Source organism: Pseudomonas zeae (assembly GCF_014268485.2).
Lineage (GTDB): Bacteria > Pseudomonadota > Gammaproteobacteria > Pseudomonadales > Pseudomonadaceae > Aquipseudomonas > Aquipseudomonas neuropathica.
Genome location: NZ_CP077090.1, coordinates 3,127,818 through 3,154,218 on the forward strand (window position 1 = coordinate 3,127,818; position 26,401 = coordinate 3,154,218).

Here is a 26,401-nt window from a genome sequence, read left to right on the forward strand (position 1 = left end):
TTAAAAGCCTATTTTTTCAGGGAAGAAAGACAGAGGGGGGTGTGTAGTCTTCCACTTGGAAGCAAAGTCTTCTGCTTCCTGAATCTGCGTCGGGGTCATTTTTTCTGAAATTTGTGGAAGTGTCTCCTCAACATCTGTTTGTGCTGATCCGCCGCCGTCTAGCTCTTTCAGCAGAGAAATTAATGCATACCCTTTGATTTTATCTTCCGTAAATCCGAGTGCTTTAGGGTCGACGGCTAAAAAGTATCCATAGTTATAGACGCCGGCCTCATATCCAATCGACGCCGCTTTTTCTACCCAATAGCGGGCTTGTTCCAGTTCGCCTTTTTCTCTATATATACCAAAAAGTTGCATCATTGCTTTAGGGTTTCCTGCTTTCGCAGAAAGTAAAAACCAATGTTCGATTGTCTCTTGTCGCTTCCATGGAAGAATAAAACCTTCTCCTTGACGATCACCAATAGCCATTCGATATTGGGCGATTGCATCTCCTGCGCGTGCTGATTTCTTTAACCACTCTCTCTCTGCGGTCAACTCATACATTATGTAAAGAGCTTCCGCATCACCGCGATCGGATTTGTCTTTCGCGATTCTCGTTGCTTCAGCCAACCATTCTTTTGGTTCTTTTTTTCCTATTGGACAATTCTTCATTGTCAAACATAGGTCATTATCGGTTCGGCCGATTCGAATCATCGAATAAAGGTCGCCTTGGGTGGCTGCGGCCTCATACCATTGAAGAGCTTCGGCATTAAGGGTTATTGTTTGTTGCCGGAGTTCTTCGGCTAAATAGAATTGTGCTTCAGTATCTCCAGCCTCTGCCGCAATGCGTAGTTCACGCTCGGCTTTTTTATGTTGATTGAATAGCTTGATTCCTTGCAGTTTGGCTACCTGTTGTTGTGTGCTCAACTGCACCGACGCGTAACTGGGAAATATGAACGAAGTCAAGAATATGAAATAACCAATACACAATATTCTTGTAAGGCGCGTTCCTTTTGCAGAATAAAAATGTTTCGTCAAAATCCATATTTTCCGGGGTAAAAGGATAGGGGAGGATGCGTATTTTTCCACTGCTGTGCAAATACCCTGGCTTCTGCTATCTGCTCAGCACTCATTTTTTCAGAAATTTCTGGCAGAACTTCATCCACGTAAGGCTGTATATTCCCACCACCATCAAGCTCCTTCAGTAATGATGTCAGTGCGTAACCTTTTACTAGGTCAAGCGGAAAATCATATAGTGAAGGGGCATGAGCAAGATAGGCCCCGTAGCTGCTGACGCCAGACTCGTACCCCGTTTTTGCCGCCTCTTCGATCCAATGCCGGGCTACCCCGATATCGCCACCGTTTTCATAAAGAAATGCGGAGTATTCAAGCATTCCTGCGGGGAAACCATTTTCAGCTGACGCTTTTAACCAACGTCCGACTTCTTCAGTTCGTTTCCAAGGCAGAAAAAATTTTTCACCTTCTTTGTAGCGATTTGCCAAAAGCCACTGGCCTCTGGGGAAGTTAGCTGCTGCGGATTTTTCCAGCCACTCTAATTGCCCAGACGACAGATATTTAATGTACATTGCTTCGCCATCACCATTATCTGCTTTTTGTTCACTTTCTTTGTTTAATAACTCCAGCCAGTCGGTGCGTTTTTTCGTGCCCTCAGGGCAATTGTTCATGACCTCGCATAAGTCATTATTTGATGTCGCGAGTCGTAACATTGCGTACAAATCGCCTTGCAAGGCTGCGGCTTCATACCATTTTTGAGCCTCGGCAGTAATGTATTGTTTTTGCTGTCGAAGCTCCTCTCCCAAATAATATTGCGACTCGGCATCACCCGCTTCCGCAGCAATTTTTAATTCTGCAGCCGCAGGTTTGTATTGATTGTAGAGTTCAATGCCCTGGATTTTTGCCTGAAACTGTTCGTGCGTTAGAGCAGATGATTCGGTTGCTATTATAGTTAATAACGTTAACGCCGCAGTCATTAGTTTTATTAGTGTCTTTGCTGAACTCATGGGTGGTTTTTCTTCTCTGCGAAAGTAAGGGGGCGGTTAGTCTTCGATTAAAATGCGGCGGTCCGCGCGTCCCTGAAGAAATCCAAAAAATCGGAGTCAGTCGCTAAGTTTTTCGGGGAAAAAAGAAATCGGTGGATGGGTAGCTTTCCACTCTTGTGCAACGATTTTTGACTGTTCAATTTGTTCTGGTGTCATTTTTTCAGCAATTTTTTCAATTTTACGGTCAACATAATCTTGCACTCCACCGCTGTCGCCGAGCTCCTTTAACAAAGAAAAAATAGCGTAGCCTTTAACTAAGTCCAGCGGGTAGCCAACTTTGTCAGGAGTATGTGAAATGTACGCTCCATAGTTGCTCAAAGCTGCTTGCTCGCCGGTTGCTGCGGCCACTTCAAGCCAGTGCCGAGTGCTCTCCATTTCTCCTTTTACATACAGTGTTTCTAGATATTCCATCATTGCTTTTGGGTTGCCACCCTCGGAAGAGAGTAGTAGCCATCTTCTTACTGACGCATCACGTCCTCCAGGAATGAAGAAATAACCTTCACCTTGTCTTTCACTTACAGCCATCCAATATTGCGCGAGTGGATATCCTGCATTTGCAGATTTCTCTAGCCACTTATGATCCAAGGTGATTTCGTACATTAAATACAGAGATTCTGGATCGCCATCATTTGCCTTCGGCAAAGTGATTTTCTTGGCTTCCACGAACCACTCGGCTTGAGTTTTTTTAGCCGGTGGGCAGTTTTCCATTATTACGCAAAGATCGTTTTTTGCTCTGCCCAACTGAATCATAGCGTATATGGAGCCATTCATCGCCGCCGTTTCATACCAGTGCTGTGCTTCTGGCGTCATATATCGGTTGCGCTTTCTTAGCGCTTCGCCTAAGTAGTATTGCGACTCCACATTTCCAGATTGCGCTTCTTTTTCTAATGAGGGAAAGGCCGCGTCAAATTTTAACTGATTATATAAAGCAATGCCTGCAGAAACTTCGCGCGCTGATTTTGACGCAAAAGCAGGCGTGGTAATTATTAAAAATGTTGCAACAAAGAAATACCTGAATAGCCTCACTGGCGTTAATATCCTAGCTTGTCAGGGAAGAACGAGAGAGGCGGATGGTTGGCCTTCCACGTTTTTGCGAGTTCTTTTGCTTTCCCTATCTGCTCTGTTGACAGGTTTTTTTCCACTTCTGGCAAAACATCGTTGACATTGTTTATTACGTTTCCACCACCATCAAGCTCTAGTAGATTTGATAGTAGCGCATATGACGTCACTGGGTCTGAGGTGAATCCGTATTTTGGTTCAACTTCGCCTATATAAGAAGCATAACCAAAAACCGCTGATACGTAGCCTGAATCTGCAGCTTTTTCATTCCAAGTTCTAAACGATGAAAAGTCGGCTTTTTCAAGCCTGGCAGCGGCAAATCCCATCATAGCTGGAGGATAGCCATTCTCTGCAGACGCTTTCATCCACTTTTCGATTTCATCTGATCTTCTGGAGGGCAGTAGGAATACTCCGCCACCTTCTTGATATTTAGTCGCTAAACGAAATTGCGCCAATGCGAAACCTTTTTCTGCAGATTTTTCTAACCATTCATCGTTCCCTGTTATTTCCCATAACAAGTACATAGACTCAGCATTTCCATGAGATGCCTGATCAGTTGCAAGCTTCTTAGCTTCATTCATCCAGCCTTCAGGCGATTGCTCAGAGGGGGAACAATTCTTCATGGTTACGCACAAGTCTTGGTCCGCTCCTCCGAGCCGGATCATAGAATAAATATTGCCTTTTTTTGCTGACTCCTCGTAAGCTTTTTGTGCTTCCCGAGTCAAGTATCTGTTGTTTTTTCTTATTGATTCACCTAGGTAATAGAGTGCCTCATCATCGCCACCATCAGCGGCGATCTTCAAAAACTCAATCGCAGAAGTGGCTTTGTATTGATTGTAGAGTTTTATCCCCTCGTTTTTTGATTTTTGTTGTTGGGTGGATAGCTCGGAGTTTGCATGTTTGCTGAACAGTATGCATGCAAACGCCAAGCTTAGAGTCAAGATTTTGAGTAGTTCAAAGTAACTTGGTCTCGCAATTAAGCTTGTTTTTAATTGTAGAGACTGATGCAAGATTAAAAGCCTATTTTTTCAGGGAAGAAAGAAAGAGGCGGGTGAGTAGCCTTCCATTCAATCGCATATTTTTTTGCTTCCTCAATTTGAGCGGGCGTCATTTTCTCCGCTATTTGAGGTAACTTGCCTTCGACATAAGCTTGAATGTTTCCACCACCATCCAGTTCTTTAAGCAAGGATACGAGTGCGTAGCCTTTAACGAGATCTATGGTATAGCCAACCTTGTCGGGAGTATGGGATAGATACGCACCATAACTTGCAACGGCGGCTTGGTAACCGGTTTTTGCCGCCACTTCCCACCAATATCGAACACTTTCTAAATCGTTCCGTTGGAAAAGGATCGATATATATTCAATCATCGCTGGGGGGTAGCCACCTTCAGAGGCGGATTTTAGCAACTCCTCCTCAGTATTCTTCCTCTTCCAAGGAAGTAAAAATGTGCCTTCGCCCTCGGCATAACGATTGGCGAGTAACCACTGTGAAGGTGCATATCCGGCTGCCGCTGACTTTTCCAACCACTTTAACTCTGCAGTTGCATTGTACAAAATCGCCATTGCTTCGGCATCCCCACTTACGGCGCGAGGAGTTGCGGTTTTTATCAACAGGTCTAACCATTCACTCGGTTTTTTGCTTCCTGGAGGACATTGATTGATGACGGAGCAAAGATCTCCTGAAGTCGTTGCAAGTTTGAACATTGCATAGTAATCGCCTTGGGAGGCCGAAGCCTCATACCACTTTTGTGCCTCGACGGTCATTCGCTGCTTTTGCTGGCGAAGCTCATCTGCTAGATAGAACTGTGCCTCCGAATCTCCAGCCTCTGCGGCAACACGTAGTTCAGATTCCGCCGGTTTGTATTGCTTGAATAACATTATCCCGCGAATTTTTGCAGCTTGTTGGTAAGGAGTCAGTTGGGCGAGCGTATGTCCAGAAAATAGTATTGTGATTGCAGTGAGAATGTTTATTAATGTGCGTGACATCTTATTTTCCCCCTTCAAATTGTTGGGGCGGAGGTGTATAGGTTGCTTTTCCACCGGGAACGAAAGTTTTTCCGTAATATTGAACTCTATGGCATGAGCCATCTAATCTGGCTCCTAAAAGCTTCACATGTGATTTGTAGCGCGAGCGCATCTCGTCATTTTCATCATTGTGTAATCTTAAAACGGCCTCTGACATAAAGTTGTCCATACGCAACCGATTTTCGCAATAATTCTGCTCTGCACCAATAGCTGTTTTGGTCCCAAAGCGATTCATACTCATACAAGCTTCTTCAAATTGTGCTTGAGCAAGTGGTATCGTTCCTTGTGCGTTAGCTTGACGTACAATCAGTCCAAGCATCCGCTCAATAGCTTGTTGTTGAAGTAGTTGGCACTGGTCTTTTGAGTATGTTTTTGTTTTTGCGCCGCTTCCGCCGTATTCCTCTATCTTAAATTCTTCAGCAGCGGAAATTAGTGTCATGAACATAGGGCCAAGCGCACCAGGGGTTGCTGCTAAGATCCATTGGTCCAGCTCAGTTTGATTACGATAGTTCATAATCGTATGAGCGATCGTCGCCCCTCTACCTCCGCCGGTTAACGCCTCATACAACGACATTACGATATCAACACCTTGCATGTAAAACATTGCAACTTCAAAGCCATTAGCACCTAGGAAGTTTAGTTTGTCGATGTACTCGGCAGCTTCATCCGTAACAAAAATCAGCGATTTATCCTGATTTTTGTGCATCTCACGGCGCAGGATATTAATCAAGTCAGTAACACCGTCATAACCGACTTCGAACTGGAATTCGCCGCCGGCTCCGGCACCGACAATGACGGATGCCTTGAACCGCATGATGAAGCGGCCTTCGTGCAAGGAAATACCGATGTCTGCTGATGCACCGAGGCCGTATGCGGCGGTGAAACCGGCGGTCAGTCGCGCCAGACTCGACCATTGGCTGGCTTTGGTACTGTTGACGCTATTGGCCATTCCTGGTGAAGGCGCGGTGCGCAATGCTGCGATTTCTTTTGGCGGCGCCCAGTTCAAGGCGCCTGTCAGTAGGATCCCTGCCTGCACTCCCGCAAAGAGGTTGAACTGGGCTTTGGCGCCGTCCTCTACCCGAACTTTTGCCGCGTTACCTTCCAGCACCGGTTCGCTTCTCGCGGTTGCAGCGGTTGCATGTGTCGTATCCGGTCGTTTTGCGTCGGTGATTTCCGGTAGGTTCAGGCCGCCTTGCACGTTTGCACGTCCCAACTGCACGCTGGAGGAAAGGAGGAGGGTGGCGCCGGTGTATCCCCAAGCTCTAGCGCCCAGGTGGATCGAGAACCGACCTAGATTCAGGTTTTTGCGGTTTTTCTCATAGTCGAGGTAAGGGATCAGGATGTCTTGGGCCTGATCTCTGCCCGGAAGATCCATTTTCATCAATTCAACTTCGCCACGGGCGAGGTCAATGCCCAGACTCACTTCTGCCTTCGCGGAGGCTTTGAAGTTATCCGCCACACTGAATGTCGGGCCGGTTATCTTGGCGCCGGTGTGGATTGATGGCTGTGGCGGTGTGAGGCAACGCACGAGTTGAGCTTGAGGACTATTGTCGAACAGGCGCAAGGAGCTTCTGACTTCTTCCTTGAACAGCAACTGACGAAGACGAAGTCCCCAATCCTTGCGGGCTCCGGCATCCTCAAAGGTTTCGACCTTGTAGTTCTTCGATTTCAGGTAAGAGTGGAACATTTCCACATCAAACCAGCCTTTCTCATCAAACCAGTCACTCTGCTGATCTTTGATGGCGAGTGCACCTTCAAGCCGCAGCCACTCATGGAAAGGATTGTCGTCAGTGTCCGACGTTGCTTTCCCGGTGCTGTTCCCCGGAAGTTTCTGCAAGTCTTTGCTTGCCTTGGCGCCGATTTCACTCGCGTCCTTTTTCAATACCTTTGTGATGCCCTCGAGATTGAGCAGGCTCAGGTGTTTGACAGGACTGTTGGGGCTATTTAAAAGTGCTACTTCGCGCAAAGGAAAGCCTGCTTTGACCAAGCGTTCTTCCGGTTTCGGCTGAAATTGCTCGGGCTCCCACAGCAGATGTCGCAGCGGCAGGGCTGCGGCCACTGCAGCCTCTGCGTCATCGCGAAGTTGCAGGCGATCTTGCTGAATGCGCTGCCATTCTGCCCGTTCCGCCTCCACGATACCTGCAGGTGCCGCGACGTTTTGCCCGCTGGCGTCAATCCAGGCTTTATATTTCGTGCGGATCTGCTCCGTGAGCTTGATCTGCCGCTGCTCCATCTCGAGATATGCCTTGAATTTCTCGATACCTGCGCTGATGTCGCCAGTGTCAGGAATAAGCGCAAATTCCGGTAGGGCCAGCCCATAGTCGGCAACTTTCAAAATCGCATCGATATAAGCAGCAAAGTCTTTTTCGACTTTTTCGCGCTCGTTGGCGACTTCCTTTAAATAACCACACATCCGGGCTTTGCCATCGATGACGCAGTTTGTCGCATCCAGATAGGCCTTTTTGTTTTTCTGAAAGTCTGCCTCTTTCAGAGTCGTCAACTTGCCACTCTTGGTGAGCGCAGCGCGGGCTTTCAAGTAAGTCTGCACGCGATTTCTTGCTTCGATCGCCCCTGGGGAAAACAGGTTGCCGCTTTCGTAGGTGTAGCCAGCAATTTTTGCCTGTGCGACCGCAACCGCTTTCAGCTTTTTCCATTCGTTATAGAGGCGTTGCAGTTTCTGCCCGTCAGAGTTGGCTTCAAGCAGGCTCGCTTGCTGTTGATTGGCAAGCTCCCGATTGCGAGCGTATTCGCTTTGGTCCGGCAGTTTGTCCAGCGCTGCGGAGTTTCGAGCCTCTCGGCTGACAGCCTTCAATCGCATAGCCATCGTGGGCTGCGCGATATCGGGTTCCTGAGCCTCGATTTCGAGCATTCGGCTTTTTTGCTCGCCTTGCAGGAAATTACTCAGCTTCGGCTCTAGAAAGTATTCCAGAAGCCCTGCGGTGTTCATCCCCTTGAGTCGTTCTTCTGGAGATTTGCTGGCGCTGATATGTTGCTCGAGTTCATTCATCGCCTCTTTGATCGAGCTGGCTGCACGTTTAGGCAACAGGTAAAACATTTTTTCTTTGGTGGCGTAGATCACTTCGCCATATTCCGTCGAGCAGGCCGTCTTTACCTGGTCGAACGCGTTGGAACAACTGTCAGGCGCTTCAGGCTGGGGATCAAGTTCCAGGGCAGGCTTGCTCTCGACCGGTACCGCTGAAGTCGATGGGTTCGCAGCTGGTTTGTTGAAATCTACCTTGGGTGCTACTGAGATATCAGTTTCCATTTTGCTTCCATTCATTCTTTACGGACGGGTCATCAAGCAGCGCTGATAGCGAGTTGCTGCAACTGCTGCACTTTGATGAACGACTCTTCCCTGGATTGCAGGATGGCCATTGCCTGAGGGTGCGTCTCGAGCAGCGGGCCGTTGGTGATTTGGCCCAGTTTCAGTAAATGACGACCTTCGTAAATGTTGTGCGCAACCAGCACGTTGAGGTTTTCCACGAGGTTGGGCAGTTGTTCGTCGGTGGGTTCACCGTAGGCAGCGTATTGCTCGTCTGCCCAGTAAACCCAACCCAGATGCTCCTGAACCTTTGGCGCTGTTGGCGGCAGGTTGAACGCTGAGACGTCGCCCAGCCATTCAAGTTCCGAAACGGGGCGCCAGCTGAGCCAGCGACCGCGATTGCGCCCGAAGTGGACCGGTGCCGGGCTGTAAACGTGTTGCCAAGGGCCGAAAAGCTGATGCGAACTTTCACCAGCGGTGTAGGCCAGCGCGGCCCACAGGCTTGGCTTGTGATAGCTCAATAGGCTTTGGCCACCGGAGCCATCGTTGGCACGCAGGAGCCAGCGGGCATGTGCCAGTGCCTTGGCTGGATCTGTTGTGGAGAGGGCAATGCCGGAGAAATTTTCTTCGCAGAGCTTTGCCGCTTCGGCTGCGAGTCGACTGCCCCACGGGGCGACCAGCCAGAGAGGGCCTTCAGCGGCGATTTCAGCGAAGTCGGTGTTGAGAAACAGACCTTGGGTGTCTACGGGCTCACCGACACGGTAGAAGCGGCTCATGGCTTCCGGCTGGCGGACGCGATCGATGATGAAACACAGGGTCAGGTCGGAGCTTTCTCTCGGCAGTTCCTCGAACCCATGGCGTGGCGCTTCGAGGAGGGCGCTCAGCGCTTTTACATGCATGTGCAATCCTTACGGCTGCAGGCGCCGTTGCTTTGTTTTCCGCACAACGGCGTGATACCTGACTCGTTCAGACGCTTTGGAAGCGGGATGAGTACTTTTCCGGCCTTGTCCGCATCCGCCACTTTCATCGGTCCCGGCAGCAATGGTGCCGCAGGCGTCCCAACCCCAGGCGAGCCGCCAGTGTTGACCTTCACCTCGGCGCCGCTGATGGTCACGCCACCCGCGTCGACCTTGACGAAACTCCCACCAGCCTTGGCCGTGAGTTCCATTGCGCCTTCGACCACCACTTTCTGACCGGCGTAGTAATGGATTTCTGACCCAGCCTCAACAAACTGCGCAGTCCCCACCTTCAAATGCTGCGTCACTCCAACCGTCAGATGATCATCCGCCCGCATCTCGCTAATCCGATCCAGATGCGTAATCCGGTGCTCTTCAACCTTGAACTCGCTCAGCGTATTGGCTTCAACGGTGTCGTGCCGTTCATTGCCCACCCGAATCTTCTGGTCGTGCTCGATGTTTTCGTCCCAGTCGCGCTGGGCGTGGATGTAGATCTGCTCGACGCCTTTCTTGTCTTCGATGCGGAACTCGTTGTAGCCCTTGCCGCCCGGTGAACTCAGGGTTTTGAAGGTGCTGCGGGTCTTGTTGGCCGGCAGGTCGTAGGGGACGACGTTTTCCTTGTGGTACAGGCAACCGGTGACCAATGGCTGGTCGGGATCGCCTTCGAGGAAGGTGACGAGGACTTCCATGCCAATGCGCGGGATGGCGATGCCGCCGTACGCGGCGCCGGCCCAGCCGCTGGCGACGCGCATCCAGCAGGTGGTTTTGTCGTTGGACTGACCGTCGCGGTCCCAGTGGAATTGCACTTTGATCCGGCCGTACTGGTCGCAGTGGATTTCTTCGCCTGCGGGGCCGGTGACGACGGCGGTCTGGCTGCCGAGGACTTTTGGTTTCGGGTGTTCGAGGGCAGGGCGGTAGTGCGCGTCCCACGGGGTGGCGAGGAAGCTGTTGCGGTAGCCCTGGTGGAAATCGCTTTTTTTGTCGGTGACGTCGCTGGTGACGTTTTCGCCGAGTACTTGCGGTTGTTTGCCTTCGTGGAAGACTTCCAGCAGCAGCCACAGGTCATTCCATTCGGCGCGCGGGTGTTCGGCGAGGGTGAGGAAATGGCCGCTGGTGAGGGTCGGTTCGTCACCTTTGCCTTCGGCGAGTTTGTAGTCGCTGCGATGGCGTTCGAGGGCGCGGGTGGAGAGGAACTTGCCGCGTTCGCGGGTGGTGAAGCGGCCGGGGTAGTCGTAGTCCTCGAGGTCCGGGGCGAACTCGGTTTTGACTGCGCCTTCGGGGAGGATCTTCGGTTTTTCGAAGTCGTAATCGCGCCGGCTGACGCGGGTGGTGCGGGTTTCTAGGCGCAGGTTGAAGCGTTTGATCACCGGTTTGTCAGCGGCCATGCCGGAGTCTTGCTGGTAGCTCACCGGTTTCAGCTTGCGGAATACGGTCTGGTCGTCGCCGAACACCAGTTTGTGGCCGCTGCTGCTGTGCTGGAAGTGGAAGTGAATGCCTTCCTCTTCGCACAGGCGCTGGATGAAATGCAGGTCGGATTCGTCGTACTGCACGCAGTATTCGCGCTGCGGGTACTCGGCGTTGAGCTGGAAGCTGTAGGCGTCGGCAAGAATGCCGCGATCTTCCAGCACCTGAGCGATGATCTTCGGTACGGTCAGTTGCTGGAAAATCTGCTGATCGTGGTTGTGCCGCAGGTAGGCCAGTTGTGGCACCAGGCTGAGGCTGTAACGGGTCAGGGTTTTGCCGGAGTCGCCTTGCTCGATGCGATAGACCAGACCGTGGATCTTGCCTTCGCCGGTCGGGCCGAAAGTCAGGACGCCGGGCTTGTGCAGCAGCTCTTCGAGTTTGAGGTCGGGGCGGGCGCTGACGAGTTCGAGGTCGAAACGGAACGGTTCGTTGAGGGCTTCGCGACCAGTGAAGCTGAGGACTTGCAGGTCGGCGTTGGCGCCTTCAAGCGTGAGGGTAATGTGGGTTGCGTTGGCGTCCAGCATGCCTTGAATTCCGTCCGTTGAATAAGCAGGTGACGGATGATGGAGGATTCAGCCGCCTCGTTCAAGGCACAAAAGCCGTAGGTCTGGCAGGTTTGCGGTATAGGGAAAACCCTTAGGTGAGGTGTTTCGCCCAATGAAACCGGGCGTTTGCTGCGAATTGGTGTTGATCGCCGGCAACTTTTCCCACGACCCTGCGTTGAAGAATCCTCAGTCAGATTCAGACTAAAGTCGCCTGTAGCACGTCAAAGCCATCTGCCATCATTGCCGTTCACCCCTGCGTGTTCACTTTCTCCTGGTTCAATCTGACCCGGGACGGGAGCTATTTTTCTGGCTTGTTGCGCGCTTGCGCAAACGCTGCATTGTTGGAGTTTTTCATGCGTCCCCCATTTCCCCTCATCACCCCGCGCCAGTCGTTTGGCTTCGGAGCCTTTGTGCTGTGCGCAGGTTTTACCGCACAGGTTCAGGCCAGCGGATTTTTTGAAGACACCACGGCGAAGATCGAATCGCGCACGGTGTACTTCAACCGCGATTTCCGTGATGGGCACACCACGAACGATCAGGGCGCGTCCAAGCGTGAAGAGTCGGCACAGGGTTTTATTCTCAACCTGCAATCGGGCTACACCGAAGGTACGGTGGGTTTTGGTATCGATGCGCTGGGCATGCTCGGCTTTCAACTCGATTCCAGCCCGGACCGCAGCAACAGCGGCTTGCTGCCCTCCAGCGGCAACGACCCGCGCGGCTCGAAAGGCCAGTACGCGAAAATGGGCCTGACCGCCAAGGTCAAGGTCTCGGACACGGTGCTGAAGTACGGCGCACTGCTGCCGGATCTGCCGTTGCTGAAATACAACGACGGCCGTTTGCTGCCGACGATGTTCAACGGCGCCATGCTGACTTCTAAAGAGGTGAAAGACCTGACCTTTATGGCCGCGCGCCTGGACAAGTACACCGCGCGCGATTCCACCGACTCGCAAGACATCCGCGTGCACTGCAAGAACAAGCGTTATGCGTGCAACACCACCGCCGACCATTTCGACATGTACGGCTTCGACTACAAGATCAACGATCGCCTGACCGCGCAGTATCACTACGCCGAACTGGAAGACATTTATCGTCAGCACTTCGTCGGGCTGTTGGGTAATCAACCGATAGGTGGCGGTGTGCTTAAAGCGGATCTGCGTGTGCTGAAAAGTGCCGACAGCGGTGATGCCAAGGCCGGTTCCATCGATAACCGGGCGTTGAGCGGCATGTTGTCGTATGCGCACAGCGGTCACACGTTCAGCGCCGGTTGGCAGCGCATGAACGGCGATAACTCGATGCCGTACCTCGATGGCAGCAATCCGTATCTGGTCAACTACGTGCAGGTCAACGACTTCGCCGCTGCGCAGGAACGCTCGTGGCAGTTGCGTTATGACTATGACTTTAAAGCTATTGGCATTAATGGTTTGAGCTTCCTGACCCGCTATGTGAACGGTGACCACATCAAGGTTTTGGGCAGTGATCAGGAAGGCAAGGAGTGGGAACGCGACAGCGAGTTGAAGTATGTGATTCAGACGGGCACGTTCAAGGATGTGAGTTTGCGTTTGAGGAATGCTACGTATCGCACTAATTATGAGAAGTTTGCCCGGGATGTGGATGAGACCCGGTTGATTGTGAGTTATAGCTTTTCGGTGTTGTAAGGCGTGGAGTTGTAGCGTCTGATCGATTGCTTTCGCGAGCAGGCTCGCTCCCACATGGGATCAATGTCGGACACAACATGTGTGTTCACTGAAGATCTTTGTGGGAGCGAGCCTGTTCGCGAAGGCGTCCTTACAACCAATGCCAGAACCGGCTCCAGAACCCCCGATTCAAATCCTCTTTGCACCCGGCATACTGCCGCGCATACACATCCGAACGATTCTGCACTTTGCGCGCCGTCGGCATCAGCCAGGCTTTGCTCGCGTAAGTCTTGTTGCGGAACCCGCCCCAGCCTTCGTGGTAGTTGAGGTATTGGTTGTAGGCGTCGTACTTGTACACGCCATTGATCGAGTAGGTCTTGTCCATGTACCAGCCGACAAAGTCGATGGCGTCGTCGAAGTCTTCGCGGTCGGCCCAGTTGCGGCCGGTGCTTTTCTGGTAGTCGGCCCAGACTTCATCTTTGGCTTGCGCATAACCCGAGGCGGTCGAGACGCGGCCCCACGGGATTACCCAGAGCAAGTATTTGCGCGGAGTCTTGGCGTCGTAGCGGTAGCCGGATTCCTGATACATGATCGCGAAGGGCACCTGAATCGGCACGCCCCAGCGCTTTTGCGTGACTTGCGCGGCGTCGTACCAGTCGCTTTTTTCCCGGAAGATTTCGCAGATGTCTTCCGGCGAGCGGGGCGGCGAGGTGCCGCACCCGCTCAGAAGCGTTGCCAGTGTCAGTAGTCCAAGCGTCTGCCTGTAATTCAAAAGCCGTTATCCCGTCGTGCGCAAAAAGGCCGACAGTCTACGCGCTCAGCTCAATTGGTGACGATAGGGCAGATCCGGACCGGTCTTGCTGCAAGTCAGCGCGGCGACTTGCACAGCGAACCTGAGCATGGCGTCGATCTGTTCGCGAGCGAGTTGCTGCACGCCTTCGACCGAATCCAGACCGTGCTCGGTCAGCCAGGTGATCAGCGCGGCCTGGAAGGTGTCGCCCGCGCCAACGGTGTCGGCGATCTGCACCGAGGCCGCCGGCACTGACCAGTTGCCATGCTGGCGGCTGAACACGCTGGCACCGTCGCCGCCACGGGTGAGGAAGACGATCTGGCAGCGGTGTTCAAGCCAGCCTTCGATCACGCGTTGTGGGTCCTGCTCGGGGTAGAGCAGGCTCAAGTCTTCGTCGCTGACCTTGATCAGATCGGCCAGTGGCACCAGCGTCGCGATGCGCTCGCGCCACAGGTCGATATTCGGCTGGGGATTGAGGCGTACGTTCGGGTCGAGGGTGATCAGGCGTTTGCCGCTTTCACGCTGTACCAAGGTCAGCAAGGTGTCGCCGATCGGCTGCACCACTAGCGAGAACGAGCCAATGTGCAAGCCGCGCACCTCAGCGCCCAGCTCTGGCAGATGCGCCAGACTCAACTGCCGATCGGCGCAGCCTTCACCGCGAAAGCTGTAGTGCGGCGAGCCATTGGCACCGACGGCGACCATGGCCAGCGTGGTCGGTGCGGCGAAATCCACCAGATAGTCCGGGCACACACCTTCGTCCTGCAGCACTCGCTGCAAACGACGGCCGAGGTAGTCGGTGGACAGCCCGCCAAATAAGGCCGAGTCCACGCCCAAGCGGCGCAAACCGACGGCAACGTTGAACGGCGAGCCGCCAGCAATCGCCTTGAAAGTCACTTTCGAGGCCAGACCGCTGGCGTCGTCTTCACTGAAAAAATCAAACAGGGCTTCGCCACACACCAAATACATAATTGTTTGCTCTTTATAGGGTTGCGACATGCTGTTGATAGCGTTCATAGGCCTGCTGGAACGCCGCGACGTTGGCGGCAATCGGTAGGGTTTCACTGCTTGAGTCGAGTTTCACGCAGCGCTGGCACAGATCGGCGAGGGTGTCTTCGTGGCCGTTCGACCAGGATTTGCACCACGCCACTTGAATCGCTGCGCCCAAGGCTGCGGCTTCACTTTGTTCGGTACAGATCACCGGGGTGTTCATGATGTCGGCGACGATCTGCCGCCACACCGCGCTTTTCGAACCGCCGCCGATCAGGCAAATGCTGCGGCTTTGTAAACCATTCTGGCGGAGCAAATCCAGCCCGTAGCGCAAACCGAAGGTGGTGCCTTCGACGGCGGCGCGGCACAGATTGGCCTGGGTCAGGTTGTCCAGCGTCAGACCGTGCAGGCTGCCGGTGGCGTGGGGCAGGGCGGGGACGCGTTCGCCGTTGAGAAACGGCAGCATGCTCACGCCGTCAGCGCCGATGGGGGCTTGAGCGACGAGGTCGTTGAACTGCTGCAGATCGAGGTCGAACAGCTCGCGGATCGCGCCGGTGGCGTTGGTCAGGTTCATGGTACAGATCAGCGGCAACCATCCGCCGCTGGACGAGCAGAACGTCGCGACCGAGGCGTCCGGGCTGACTTTCGGCACTTCGGAATAGGCGTACACCGTGCCGGAGGAACCGAGGCTCATGGTGATCGCGCCGGGCTGAATATTGCCGGTGCCGATGGCGCCCATCATGTTGTCGCCGCCACCGCTCGATACCAACGCGTTGGGGTTGATGCCGAGGTGTTCGGCAATCGCCGGGAGGAGAGTGCCGACGCTTTGGTGCGCATCGATCAGCTCAGGTAGCGCCGCTTGCAGGCGTCCGCTGGCGTCGATGTCGCGCAGCAGTTGCAAGTCCCATTGGCGGGTGCGCACGTTGAAATAGCCGGTGCCGGAAGCGTCGCCGTATTCGCTGCAGGCGCGGCCGGTCAGCCAGAAATTCAGGTAGTCGTGCGGCAGCAAAATGCGTGCGATGCGCGAGAACACCACAGGGTGTTGTTCTTTGGTCCAGAGCAGTTTCGACACCGTGTAGCCCGGCGCGATGACTACGCCGAGGCGTTCCAGCGAGCCTTTTTCTCCGCCCAGATGAGTGAGCAGACGGTCGTTTTCGGCGCTGGTTTCGGTGTCGCACCAGAGCTTGGCCGGGCGCAGCACTTCACCTTGATCATCGAGCAGGACCAGACCGTGTTGCTGGCCGGAGACGCCGATGCCGAGGATCGACTGGCCATCGACATTTGCCGCCAGTAATGCCTGGCGGGTAGCGATGGCGAAGGCGTCCAGCCATTGCTGGGTGTCTTGTTCGCGACGACCGTTGGCGGCGCTGATCATTGTGTGCGCGGCGGCGCCTTGGCCGAGGACCTGGCCGGTGGCGGCGTCGAGGATGATGGCTTTGGTGCCTTGGGTGCCGCAGTCGATGCCTAGGAACAGTTGTTGTGTTGTCATGTGTGAACCACTCGGGTGTGGTGAAGATCAAGAGCTTACCCCCTCACCCCAACCCTCTCCCCCAAGGGGGCGAGGGGGAAAGGGAGCCGATCGGGGGATGTTCAAAAGCTGAGTTCGACTCCGGTTCTTTCAAACCGGAGCTGTTCAAAAGCTGAGTTCGACTGCGGTTCTCTCAAACCGGAGCTGTTCAAATCCTGAGTTCGACTCCGGACGTTCAGGTCGATGTAACTTGCACAAACCACTCGGTCAGTTCCCTCTCCCTCCGGGAGAGGGCTAGGGTGAGGGGCTTTTCAATCCAGAATCCGCTGGAGAGTCCGCGTCACACCATCCTCGCGCAAGCTGTTGCAGCACCACTCAAACGCCGCGACAAACTCCGCCGAACGCGGAATCACCGTGCCAAAAATCTCCTCAACCGCCAACAACCGCTGCGTGATTAAAGCATCGTCCGCCACCAACGCCTGACAAAACGCCGCGCGCGGATCCGGAATCGAATAGCTATCGCCATTCTCATCCACCCCCTTCAAATACAACGCCCACGCCGCCACCACCAACGCCGCGCGTTTAGTCTCCTGCCCATCAGCAATCAAGCGGTTGATCGTCGGAATGGTGAACTTGGGAAACTTCGACGAACCGTCCGAACACACCCGCTCCAACTGATCGGCAATCGCCTGATTGGAAAACCGCGCCACCAGCGTGTTTTTGTAATCCGTCAGATCAATGCCCGGCACCGGCGCCAGTTGCGGGGTTACGTCCAGGTCCATATAGGCGCGCATATAACGCACGAACAGCGGGTCATTCATGGTTTCGTGCACAAACCGGTAACCCTTCAAAAAGCCCAGATAGGTCAGCGCCAGGTGGCTGCCGTTGAGCAGTTTGATTTTCATCTCTTCATACGGCGAAACATCGTCGGTGAACTGCACACCGACCTTTTCCCACGCCGGGCGGCCATTGACGAATTTATCCTCCAGCACCCATTGCACAAACGGCTCGCAGACCACCGGCCAGGCATCATCGACGCCGTGTTTGTCGGCCAGTTGCAGGCGATGCGCGGTGCTGGTCATTGGCGTGATGCGGTCGACCATGGCGTTGGGGAAACTGACGTTGGCGTCGATCCAGCTGCACAGGTTGCTGTTACGCAACGTGGCAAACGCCAGCAGCGCCTTGCGCGTCACGGCGCCGTTGTGCGGCAGGTTATCGCAGGACATCACGGTAAACGCCGGGATGCCTGCCGCGCGGCGTTTTTCCAGGGCTGCACACAGGAAACCGAACACGGTTTTCGGGTTTTCCGGGTGGGCCAGATCGTGCTGAATCTGCGGCAAGTGCGCCATGAATTCGCCGTTGCTGTCATCGATGCAATAACCGCCCTCGGTGATGGTCAGCGAGACGATGCGGATTTGCGGATCGGCGAGTTTGTCGATCAACGCCTGAGCGCCGTCCTCGGCCAGCAGCATGTCGCGAATCGCGCCGATCACGCGGACTTCGGTGTCGTCGCTGTCGCCGAGTTCGAACAGGGTGAAGAGGTAATCCTGCTCCTTGAGATCGTCGCGGGCGCGGCGATCTTCGGCGCGCAGGCCGACGCCACAGATCGCCCAGTCGAGGGCTTCGCCGGTGTTCATCAAGGCATCGGTGTAATACGCCTGATGCGCGCGGTGGAAGCCGCCGACGCCAATGTGAGCGATGCCCTGGCGCGTGTCGCTGAGGCTGTAGGCCGGCAGTTGCACTTCGCTGGCCAGACGATGGAGATTCTGTTGGTTGAGTTTCATCGGGAATTCTCGAAATCAGGCCGCAGCGCGCAGCGGACGGGTCAACGCGACACCTTGGGCATCGAATAAATGGCAGTGCGCAGCATCTAGGTGCAGGCTCAGTTGTTCGCCGTAACGGCTGGCCAGATCCCCGCGCACGCGCATGGTCAGGGCTTCGCCGGCGTTGGTGGTGACGTGGCAGAAGGTGTCGCTGCCCAGTCGTTCACTGACGTCGGCGGTGACTTGCAGGGAGCAGTCGCCCGGTTGCGCCAGCTCCAGATGTTCCGGGCGAATGCCCAGGGTCACGGCGCTGCCGACACTGAGGTTGGCGGCATTAAAGGGCAGGGTGATGCGCGTACCGGCGTCCAGCGAGACTTCGCAGCTCTGGCCATCGACGCGGGCGATTTTACCTTTGAGGAAACCCATTTTCGGCGTGCCGAGGAACCCCGCGACGAACAGGTTCGCCGGGTTGTGATACAGGTCCAGTGGCGAGCCGACCTGTTCGATCTTGCCGCCATTGAGTACCACAACCTTGTCGGCCATGGTCATCGCTTCGACCTGATCGTGGGTCACGTAGATCATCGTCGCTTGCAGGTCTTTGTGCAGGCGCAGCAGTTCCAGACGCATCTGCACACGTAGCGCGGCGTCGAGGTTGGACAGCGGTTCGTCAAAGAGGAAGATTTTCGGATTACGCACGATGGCGCGACCGATCGCAACGCGTTGACGCTGACCACCGGAGAGCTGTTTCGGCTTGCGCTCAAGCATCGGCCCGAGTTCGAGAATCCGCGCCGCTTCGCCGACTTTCTTCTCGACTTCGGCTTTCGGCACGCCGGCCAGATCGAGGGCGAACGACATGTTCTTTTTCACGGTCATGTGCGGGTACAGCGCGTAGGTCTGGAACACCATCGCCAGATCGCGCTTGGCCGGGCTGACTTCGGTGATGTCGCGGCCATCGAGTTCGATGGTGCCGTCGCTGACTTCTTCCAGACCGGCAATCAGCCGCAGCAAGGTGGATTTGCCGCAGCCCGACGGGCCGACGAAGACCACGAATTCCTTGTCGTTCACTTCAAGGTCGATGCCCTTGATGATGGAGAAACCTTCGAAGCCTTTTTGCAGATTCTTGATTTTCAGGTTGGCCATGATGATGGGCCTCCGCAATTTATTATTGGGTTAAACCAGATCGGCTTTTCTGTGGGAGCGACGGTGCGACGATTCGACCTGCTCGCGAATGCGGTGTGCCATTCAACAACGATGGCGACTGACACGGCCTCATCGCGAGCAGGCTCACTCCTACAGGGGAATGTGTTGGGTTCGGGATGTTCATTTCACGGCGCCAAAGGAGAGGCCGCGTACCAGTTGTTTCTGGCTGATCCAGCCGAAGATCAGGATCGGCGCACAGGCCAGGGTCGACACCGCCGACAACTTGGCCCAGAACAAGCCTTCAGGACTCGAGTAAGAAGCGATCAAAGCAGTCAACGGCGCGGCCTTCGACGAGGTCAGGTTCAGCGACCAGAACGCCTCGTTCCAGCACAGAATCAGCGACAGCAGCACGGTCGAAGCGAGGCCACCCTTGGCGATCGGCAGCAGCACGCGAACCATTTCCTGCCACAGCGTGGCGCCGTCGAGGCGGGCGGCTTCGAGGATGTCTTTGGGGATGTCCTTGAAGTAGGTGTAAACCATCCAGACCACAATCGGCAGGTTGATCAGCGTATAGATCACGATCAGCGCGATGCGCGTGTCGAGCAGGCCGAAACTCTTCGCCAGCAAGTAGATTGGCATCAGCACGCCCACCGGCGGCAGCATCTTGGTCGAGAGCATCCACAGCAGCGTGCCTTTGGTGCGCTGGGTTTCGTAGAACGCCATCGAGTACGCCGCCGGCACCGCGATCAGCAGACAAAGGGCCGTGGCACTGAAGGAAATCACCACTGAATTCCAGGCGAAACTGAAGTAATCGCTGCGCTCATTGATGTGCAGGTAGTTCTCCAGCGTCGGCGTGAAGATGAACTGCGGCGGTGTGGCGAACGCGTCGATTTCGGTTTTGAAACTGGTCATCACCATCCAGAAGATCGGGAAGAAAATCACGATCGCGATGGCCCAGGCCAGGGTGCCGAGCAGCAGGCTTTGCAGCCGGCGGGATTGTTGAAGAGTCATGGCAGGCCTCAGGCTTTGTCAGTCAGGTTTTTGCCGATCATCCGCACCAGAATGATCGCGGCGATGTTGGCGATGACCACGGCAATCAAGCCGCCCGCCGAGGCCATGCCGACATCGAACTGCACCAGCGCCTGGTTGTAGATCAGGTAGGCGAGGTTGGTCGAGGCGTAGCCGGGGCCGCCGTTGGTGGTGGTGAAAATCTCGGCGAACACCGACAGCAGGAAGATCGTTTCGATCATCACCACCACGGCAATTGGTCGCGCCAGATGCGGCAGGGTCAGGTGCCAGAAGATCGCGACCGGCCCGGCGCCGTCGAGGCGCGCGGCTTCCTTCTGTTCCTGGTCGAGGGACTGCATGGCCGTCATCAGAATCAGGATCGCGAACGGCAGCCATTGCCACGAAACAATGATGATGATCGACAGCAGCGGGTAGTGCGCGAGCCAGTCCACCGGTTGCGCGCCGAACAGTTTCCAGATGTAGGCGAGGATCCCCGAGACCGGATGGAAAATCAGGTTCTTCCAGATCAATGCACCGACCGTGGGCATGATGAAAAACGGCGAAATCAGCATGACCCGCACGATGCCGCGCCCGAGGAATTCACTGGCCTCCAGCAATGCACTGATCAGCACGCCGAAGACCACGCTGATCAACAGCACGCTACCGACCAGCAACAGCGTGTTGGTAGCGCCGGGCATGAAGCCCGAGTCGGTCAGAAAGTAGCTGAAATTCTCCAGCCCGACGAACTGGTTTTCACCGGGGTAGAGCAGGTTGTAGCGGATCATCGAGAAGTAAATGGTCATGCCCAGCGGCACGATCATCCACAGCAGCAACAGGGCCACCGAAGGGCTGACCAGAAACCAGCCGGGATTGCGTACGCGGACTTTGCGCGCAGGCTGCGATAGGTCGATGTGGGCTTTGGCAGTTGAAGTATTCATGGTGATCACAACCGAGTCATACAGACCTATGAAGATCCCATGTGGGAGCGAGCCTGGTCGCGAAAGCGCTGGATCAGTGCCATGTGTTTTGGCTGGCACGACGCCTTCGCGAGCAGGCTCGCTCCCACAGGAGGCAGGAGCAAGTCGTTCAGCGGTTACTTGGGATAACCGGCGCGCTTCATCTCGCGTTCAGTGGTTTGCTGCGCAGCCGCCAAGGCTTGATCCACCGTGGTCTGGCCGATCAGCGCCGCCGAGAACAGCTTGCCGACCTGGGTGCCCACCGCCTGGAACTCTGGAATGGTCACCAGTTGAATGCCGATGTACGGCACCGGTTTCAGCGTTGGCTTGCTCGGGTCAGCCGCTTTCAGCGATTCCAGCGTGACCTTGGCAAACGGCGCGGCGCTCATGTAGGCATCGCTGTAGGTCGAGGCGCGGGTGCCTGGCGGTACGTTGGCGATGCCGTCAGTTTTGGCCACCAGCTCGCCGTACTCTTTGGAGGTCGCCCAGGCGCTGAACTCTTTGGCGGCGTCTTTGGCTTTGGAACTGGTCGGAATCGCCAGCGCCCACGAGTACAGCCAGGCCGAGCCTTTGTCAGTCACTTGATGCGGGGCGAAGGTGAAGCCGACATGATCGGCAACCTTGCTCTGGGTCTTGTCGGTGACGAACGAGCCGGCGACGCTGGCATCGACCCAGATCGCGCATTTACCGCTGTTGAACAGTGCGAGGTTTTCGTTGAAACCGTTGCTGGAGGCGCCCGGCGGGCCGGATTTCTTCATGGTGTCGACGTAGAAATTCAGCGCGTTTTTCCATTCCGGCCCGGTAAATTCAGGCTGCCATTTCTCATCGAACCAGCGCGCGCCATAGGCGTTGGCGACGGTGGTGATCAGCGCCATGTTCTCGCCCCAGCCGGCCTTGCCGCGCAGGCAGATGCCGTACTGTTCCTTGTCCTTTTTCGTGAGCTTTTCGGCGAAACCGGCAATCTCTTCCCAGGTCGGACGCTCGGGCATGGTCAGGCCGGCATCCTTGAACAGGTCGGTGCGGTAATAGGTGATCGAGCTTTCCGCGTAGAACGGCAGGGCGTACAGCGAACCCTTGACCGACAGGCCTTCACGCACCGACGGGAACACATCGTCGAGGGCGTAACTGGCCGGCAAATCCTTCATCGGTTCGAGCCAGCCTTTGGCGCCCCACAGTGCCGCTTCGTACATGCCGATGGTCAACACGTCGAACTGGCCACCCTGAGTGGCGATGTCGGTGGTCAGGCGTTGACGCAGGACGTTTTCTTCCAGTACCACCCAGTTGAGCTTGATGTCCGGATGCTCGGTCTCGAAGGTTTTCGAGAGCTTTTGCATGCGGATCATGTCGCTGTTGTTGACGGTGGCGATGGTCAGCGTCTGGGCGCCAAGGCTGACGCTGCTGAGGGTCATGCAGGTGAGGGCAAGCAGAGCTTTTGCAGTCGGTTGCATCGTGCACTCCTTTTCTGCACCCTGAGGGTTACAGAAGGACAGTTATTGTTTTTGTGTCTTCCTGTGCAGGAAGAATGTGCGCTGATTACAGCCTTCAATCGCAGGGCTGACAAATCATCCCTAGCACTTTTATCGATACTTTTTTGCACTGGGCATTTGTGGGGCGAACGCAGGGCAGGGCTTTTCAGCGAGGGGGCGCTATCGAATGCGTACAGGTTTCAGGGCATTGCGATGAACTTTGTGGGAGCGAGCCTGCTCGCGAAAGCGGTGTGTCATTTACCAATGATGGTGACTGACACGGCCCCTTCGCGAGCAGGTTCGCTCCCACAGGGGGAAAGTTGTTTTGTCAGTGATGGTTTTGTTCCGTCAGACGCTGCACCGCGAGCCGTCGGTAATGCGAGGGCGTCATACCCTTGAGCTGCTGAAAGCGCCGATTGAAGTTGGAAATATTGTTGAATCCGGACTCGAAACACACTTCGGTCACCGGTTTGTCGCCATCAGCCAGCAATTCGCAAGACTTGCTGATACGCAGCCGATTGACGAACTCGATGAAATTGCGCCCGGTGGCCTGTTTGAATACGCGACTGAAATAGGTCGGCGTCATGCCCAAATGCTCGGCGACTTCCTCCAGGGAAATGTCGCGGGCGTAGTGGCTGAAGATGTAATCGACCGCGCGGTTAGTGCGGTCGATATTGTGTTCATCGGCCAGTTGCGGCGTGGTCGCACCGGACAGCAATTGGAAATCATCGCTCGCCGCGAGCAACTCCATCAGGATGAAGAAGTGCCCGAGGCGGGTGATGCCCTTGCTGTCGGCGATACGCTGCATCAGCGTCATGGCCTGGCGAATGGTGCGCTTGCAGCGAAATTCGATGCCGTACTGCGCGCGCTCCAGCAGGGGCGCCAGGGTTTTCAGTTCGGCAAACACCTGGTGGCCACTCTCGAATAACTCGTCGGTGAAGTTCACCAGCATGTCACGCTTCTCCACGACCTCGTCTTCGGCCACCTGACTGATCCAGTTATGCGGCAGGTTGGGGCCGGTGAGAAACAGGGTTTCGGGGTAAAAGTTGCCGATGTAGTCGCCGATGAACACCTTGCCTGAGCTGGCCACGATCAAGTGCAGTTCGTATTCCTTGTGGAAATGCCAGCGCACCAGTGGGCACGGAAAACCGTGCTGGCGGTAGATGATGGACAACCCGTTATGGTCATCCATCAACTCGTACGAGGGGTCGGTCACGCGGGCGGTTCGGGTCATGGCCTGAGTACTTTTTCATGATCGCCAGGCGATCATGCCTCGTTTGCCGTGTGGTGCGCCAGCCTCGTTCAAGCCGGCTGTTGGTGGAGGGGCATTCTGGACTTCTCGATGGCTTTCTCCACATTGGCCTGTTGGCAAAAAAACACCACTTTCGAGTTTTTAATGAAGTCGAAGTTAATGATATTGCACTTTTTTGCCCAGTCTGACTTTGCGGGATCAAACCAGTTGTCCAGATTATTGAGAATGCGCAAAGGGCCGCTGGCGATATAACAAGTTGCGCTCAGAGACCAAGGACGCAAGTGGCTGATGGAAGTGCCCATGACTTCTTTTATATAGCCGTGCAACTGGTGGGTGGTCACCAGGGTCTGGTTGATCCATTTATGATTGATTTGTGCCTGGAACCGGCTGTCTCGGGTTTCCCATGTCATCGGCGCAGCAACCAGGACCCGCTGTAGTCGGCTGACTTGTTTAAGTTGGCCTAGTGTCAGGTGGCGGTTTTCGGCAGGAATCATGTGTTGGCCAAAATGCTCGAGCATCAACTGTTTGAATTCAGCGTGGTTGAATTGCGCGTTGCCATTAGCCAATTCGTGGAAGTCAAGAATGATGAACTCATCGAAGCTGCGCTCAAGAAATGCCTTGACGTCGCGGATCAGATCGCCGAGATGGCGCGAAGATGTAAAGCCGTTGTGCTGGAAGCGAAATCTCTCAAGCCCCTGTGCCTGAGCGTCGTACAGCAGGCGCACATCAAGTGCCCGGGAGCCGCGATTGAGTTGCGCATAAAAGGGGATGTCCTGGCATGCCAGCCAGAGGCTCCCGGGGAGCAGAGCGTAGGAGGCTTCCAGGTCGCAGCCTGCATTGTGTGTACCTGGCAACGTCAACTCATTGAGAGACAAGTTATCAATCTGTGGTGTGTTGACCATCCATTGATGGGGTTGGAAATCATGAAAGTTCATGGTGTATATCCTGCGTGGATAGTGATTTAAAGTTATATGAGTGCGCGCAGGATCGTTATAGAGTCAAGTTTGTATTTGGCCAATCGCTGTTTGAATGCAAGTTATGTAGAAGTTCCGGATTGATCTTGGTTTGCTGTGGTGTTGCGGTTTTTTGCTTCAATCCATTGCGCCATATATTGAGTGCTTTTGTGCGCGTGATGGCGCAGCATGCTGCCGGTGAAGTTGTTGTTTCTGAGTGTTTGCAAGTGCTGTTGGCAGTGACGAAGTTTCTCAATAAGTGCCGGTCCGTGTATCGCTTGTTGGTAGCGCTCTGTGAGTAGCTGGGTTCCCGCCAGACAAGCTTCTTGCCAACGCGCCTCGTCCTTGTAAAGCGCCACGGCAGTGTTGGCGAGCTCGATTGCGCTGTTTGAAATGGAACCGGGCCAAGTGTGATCACCCTGCATTGCCTCAGCACCAACCGGCGTCGTGACGCTGGGTGTACCGCACAGCATGGCGTCGACCAGTTTGCCCTTGATCCCGGCACCAAAGCGTAAAGGCGCCAGGCACACCCGCGCAGCAGACATCACCTGCAACGCATCTTCGGCCCAGTTCATGATGTGGAAGCCTTCATTGGCGTTATGCAGCGCCGTGGCTTTGGGCGGCGTGTAGGCGCCGTAGATGTGCAATTGGGCCTGGGGCAACTGTTGGCGAATCAGCGGCCAGATGGTGCTTTTCATCCACAGCACGGCATCCCAGTTGGGCGCATGGCGGAAGTTGCCGATGCTCAAGAAGTTCGCCCGATCTGCAAATGCTGCCGGCCCGGCCGTCGGCGGGTCGATCATCAGCGGGCACCAGTGCAGCAATTGCCGAGGCAAGCCGAACTGCTCGATCAGCAGTTCGATTTCCACTTCGGAGATCATCAGGTTCAGATCGCAACGATACAACGCGGCAATTTCGCGTCTGGCCAGATCGGTCTGGGCCATCAGCTCGAACTCGTCGCGCAGGGCCGGGGCAAATACATCACTGAAATCATTCTGGTCCGGATTGACCTTGAGGCGAGACTTGAGCCGTTGGTGGCGCGCATGCCGCAGACTTTGCAGGTCGGAAGTTTCCAGCACGCGCAGTGCCTGAGGGCATTGTTTTTCAACCCGCCAGCCGAACTGTTCTTCCATCATGAACTGGTCAAACAACACAATGTCCGGCGCCAGTTCACTGATGAAGTGGTCAAAGCTGCTGTTGTTGAGTTCGATGGCCACTTCGCGGATGCCGAGTGCAGCAAGATCTGCTTTGTGCTCACCGGGGCCGGCCGGGCTGCTGAAGGTAATGTCCCAGCCTTGTTGCAGGAAGGTTTCGAGGATCTGCATGACGTGCCCGCTCGCCGCTGAGGAACGCGGTTCTGGCCAGACGTATCCGATGACCAGGACTTTGGTGGCGGGAGGCTGAATCATGCGAGTTTTTCCTGTGCAGCAAACGAGGGATGCGATGAAGGCACAATTAAACCATGGCAGGGGCGGTATTTAACACTGTTATCAATATGCTTGGGCTTTACGGTAAAAATGCAGGTGAGAGGGGTGTTCTGCTATTGATTAATGTAAGTGTTGTGCAAGATTTGCTAATGGTTATTAGCTTTATGAGTGCGCGGCAGTATTGATAGTTTCGCTTGCGCCACAGTCGT

General features: G+C 55.0%; 20 protein-coding genes. 1 reads left to right on the top strand and 19 read right to left on the bottom strand.

Annotated elements, in window-relative coordinates; genetic code table 11:
- From HU754_RS13715 to HU754_RS13750, 8 genes are all read right to left on the bottom strand, one after another.
- Window positions 1-909 (bottom strand): tetratricopeptide repeat protein, encoded by a 909-nt coding sequence (locus tag HU754_RS13715; RefSeq protein WP_225919981.1) that lies wholly within the window; start codon window positions 907-909, stop codon window positions 1-3.
- Window positions 910-1,010: 101 nt separating this feature from the next.
- A complete protein-coding gene (locus HU754_RS13720; protein WP_225919982.1) occupies window positions 1,011-1,997 on the bottom strand; it encodes a tetratricopeptide repeat protein in 987 nt (328 codons plus the stop codon).
- 96 nt (window positions 1,998-2,093) lie between these two features.
- A complete protein-coding gene (locus HU754_RS13725; RefSeq protein ID WP_186621496.1) occupies window positions 2,094-3,062 on the bottom strand; it encodes a tetratricopeptide repeat protein in 969 nt (322 codons plus the stop codon).
- 5 nt (window positions 3,063-3,067) lie between these two features.
- Entirely contained in the window at window positions 3,068-4,105 is a 1,038-nt protein-coding gene (locus tag HU754_RS13730; protein ID WP_225919983.1) for a tetratricopeptide repeat protein, read from the bottom strand.
- Between the two features lie 2 nt (window positions 4,106-4,107).
- Window positions 4,108-5,184, bottom strand: a complete 1,077-nt coding sequence (locus HU754_RS13735) for a tetratricopeptide repeat protein (protein WP_225919984.1) — start codon at window positions 5,182-5,184, stop codon at window positions 4,108-4,110.
- Complete coding sequence (locus HU754_RS13740; protein ID WP_225919985.1) at window positions 5,084-8,386, bottom strand: hypothetical protein; 3,303 nt, start codon at window positions 8,384-8,386, stop codon at window positions 5,084-5,086. The genes HU754_RS13735 and HU754_RS13740 overlap by 101 nt, the downstream gene beginning before the upstream one ends.
- A 32-nt stretch (window positions 8,387-8,418) precedes the next feature.
- Window positions 8,419-9,282 (bottom strand): DUF4123 domain-containing protein, encoded by an 864-nt coding sequence (locus HU754_RS13745; RefSeq protein ID WP_186621506.1) that lies wholly within the window; start codon window positions 9,280-9,282, stop codon window positions 8,419-8,421.
- Window positions 9,273-11,327 (bottom strand): type VI secretion system Vgr family protein, encoded by a 2,055-nt coding sequence (locus HU754_RS13750; RefSeq protein ID WP_186621508.1) that lies wholly within the window; start codon window positions 11,325-11,327, stop codon window positions 9,273-9,275. The genes HU754_RS13745 and HU754_RS13750 overlap by 10 nt, the downstream gene beginning before the upstream one ends.
- Window positions 11,328-11,701: 374 nt before the next feature.
- Here HU754_RS13750 and HU754_RS13755 point away from each other — a divergent pair, with 374 nt between their 5' ends.
- Window positions 11,702-13,003 carry an OprD family porin gene (locus HU754_RS13755; RefSeq protein ID WP_186621510.1) on the top strand — a complete coding sequence of 434 codons (1,302 nt, stop codon included), beginning with the start codon at window positions 11,702-11,704 and terminating at the stop codon, window positions 13,001-13,003.
- A 130-nt stretch (window positions 13,004-13,133) separates the two neighbouring features.
- Here HU754_RS13755 and HU754_RS13760 read toward each other — a convergent pair whose 3' ends face one another.
- The 11 genes from HU754_RS13760 to HU754_RS13810 form a co-directional block, all read right to left on the bottom strand.
- Window positions 13,134-13,754, bottom strand: a complete 621-nt coding sequence (locus HU754_RS13760) for a transglycosylase SLT domain-containing protein (protein ID WP_095120893.1) — start codon at window positions 13,752-13,754, stop codon at window positions 13,134-13,136.
- A gap of 45 nt (window positions 13,755-13,799) precedes the next feature.
- The gene (locus tag HU754_RS13765) at window positions 13,800-14,738 is read right to left on the bottom strand and encodes a carbohydrate kinase family protein (protein ID WP_186621512.1); all 939 of its coding nucleotides are present in this window, start codon (window positions 14,736-14,738) and stop codon (window positions 13,800-13,802) included.
- Between the two features lie 13 nt (window positions 14,739-14,751).
- Window positions 14,752-16,248 (bottom strand): xylulokinase, encoded by a 1,497-nt coding sequence (gene xylB, locus HU754_RS13770; protein WP_186621513.1) that lies wholly within the window; start codon window positions 16,246-16,248, stop codon window positions 14,752-14,754.
- Between the two features lie 290 nt (window positions 16,249-16,538).
- On the bottom strand, window positions 16,539-18,011 hold the full coding sequence (locus tag HU754_RS13775) for a mannitol dehydrogenase family protein (protein ID WP_186621515.1): 1,473 nt from the start codon (window positions 18,009-18,011) through the stop codon (window positions 16,539-16,541).
- A 15-nt stretch (window positions 18,012-18,026) separates the two neighbouring features.
- A complete protein-coding gene (locus HU754_RS13780; protein ID WP_116255514.1) occupies window positions 18,027-19,130 on the bottom strand; it encodes an ABC transporter ATP-binding protein in 1,104 nt (367 codons plus the stop codon).
- 180 nt (window positions 19,131-19,310) lie between these two features.
- Complete coding sequence (locus HU754_RS13785) at window positions 19,311-20,141, bottom strand: carbohydrate ABC transporter permease (protein ID WP_034154211.1); 831 nt, start codon at window positions 20,139-20,141, stop codon at window positions 19,311-19,313.
- Window positions 20,142-20,149: 8 nt separating this feature from the next.
- On the bottom strand, window positions 20,150-21,076 hold the full coding sequence (locus tag HU754_RS13790; protein ID WP_186621524.1) for a carbohydrate ABC transporter permease: 927 nt from the start codon (window positions 21,074-21,076) through the stop codon (window positions 20,150-20,152).
- 155 nt (window positions 21,077-21,231) lie between these two features.
- A complete protein-coding gene (locus tag HU754_RS13795; RefSeq protein ID WP_093431239.1) occupies window positions 21,232-22,542 on the bottom strand; it encodes an ABC transporter substrate-binding protein in 1,311 nt (436 codons plus the stop codon).
- Between the two features lie 346 nt (window positions 22,543-22,888).
- Window positions 22,889-23,794, bottom strand: coding sequence for an AraC family transcriptional regulator (locus HU754_RS13800; protein WP_077573033.1), 906 nt, complete (start codon window positions 23,792-23,794; stop codon window positions 22,889-22,891).
- Window positions 23,795-23,862: 68 nt separating this feature from the next.
- Window positions 23,863-24,747, bottom strand: coding sequence for a phosphatidylinositol-specific phospholipase C domain-containing protein (locus HU754_RS13805; RefSeq protein WP_093431242.1), 885 nt, complete (start codon window positions 24,745-24,747; stop codon window positions 23,863-23,865).
- 101 nt (window positions 24,748-24,848) lie between these two features.
- On the bottom strand, window positions 24,849-26,174 hold the full coding sequence (locus HU754_RS13810; RefSeq protein ID WP_186621525.1) for a glycosyltransferase: 1,326 nt from the start codon (window positions 26,172-26,174) through the stop codon (window positions 24,849-24,851).
- Window positions 26,175-26,401 lie beyond the last annotated feature (227 nt).

Excerpts from the sequence above, each read along its gene's own strand:
- HU754_RS13800 (WP_077573033.1), bottom strand. The coding sequence starts at position 23,794 with ATGACCCGAACCGCCCGCGTGACCGACCCCTCGTACGAGTTGATGGAT.
- HU754_RS13805 (WP_093431242.1), bottom strand. The coding sequence starts at position 24,747 with ATGAACTTTCATGATTTCCAACCCCATCAATGGATGGTCAACACACCA.
- HU754_RS13745 (WP_186621506.1), bottom strand. The coding sequence starts at position 9,282 with ATGCATGTAAAAGCGCTGAGCGCCCTCCTCGAAGCGCCACGCCATGGG.
- HU754_RS13785 (WP_034154211.1), bottom strand. The coding sequence starts at position 20,141 with ATGACTCTTCAACAATCCCGCCGGCTGCAAAGCCTGCTGCTCGGCACC.
- HU754_RS13780 (WP_116255514.1), bottom strand. The coding sequence starts at position 19,130 with ATGGCCAACCTGAAAATCAAGAATCTGCAAAAAGGCTTCGAAGGTTTC.
- HU754_RS13790 (WP_186621524.1), bottom strand. The coding sequence starts at position 21,076 with ATGAATACTTCAACTGCCAAAGCCCACATCGACCTATCGCAGCCTGCG.
- xylB (WP_186621513.1), bottom strand. The coding sequence starts at position 16,248 with ATGACAACACAACAACTGTTCCTAGGCATCGACTGCGGCACCCAAGGC.
- HU754_RS13750 (WP_186621508.1), bottom strand. The coding sequence starts at position 11,327 with ATGCTGGACGCCAACGCAACCCACATTACCCTCACGCTTGAAGGCGCC.
- HU754_RS13740 (WP_225919985.1), bottom strand. The coding sequence starts at position 8,386 with ATGGAAACTGATATCTCAGTAGCACCCAAGGTAGATTTCAACAAACCA.
- HU754_RS13810 (WP_186621525.1), bottom strand. The coding sequence starts at position 26,174 with ATGATTCAGCCTCCCGCCACCAAAGTCCTGGTCATCGGATACGTCTGG.
- HU754_RS13735 (WP_225919984.1), bottom strand. The coding sequence starts at position 5,184 with ATGGCTCATGCCATAGAGTTCAATATTACGGAAAAACTTTCGTTCCCG.
- HU754_RS13775 (WP_186621515.1), bottom strand. The coding sequence starts at position 18,011 with ATGAAACTCAACCAACAGAATCTCCATCGTCTGGCCAGCGAAGTGCAA.
- HU754_RS13795 (WP_093431239.1), bottom strand. The coding sequence starts at position 22,542 with ATGCAACCGACTGCAAAAGCTCTGCTTGCCCTCACCTGCATGACCCTC.
- HU754_RS13755 (WP_186621510.1), top strand. The coding sequence starts at position 11,702 with ATGCGTCCCCCATTTCCCCTCATCACCCCGCGCCAGTCGTTTGGCTTC.
- HU754_RS13765 (WP_186621512.1), bottom strand. The coding sequence starts at position 14,738 with ATGTATTTGGTGTGTGGCGAAGCCCTGTTTGATTTTTTCAGTGAAGAC.
- HU754_RS13720 (WP_225919982.1), bottom strand. The coding sequence starts at position 1,997 with ATGAGTTCAGCAAAGACACTAATAAAACTAATGACTGCGGCGTTAACG.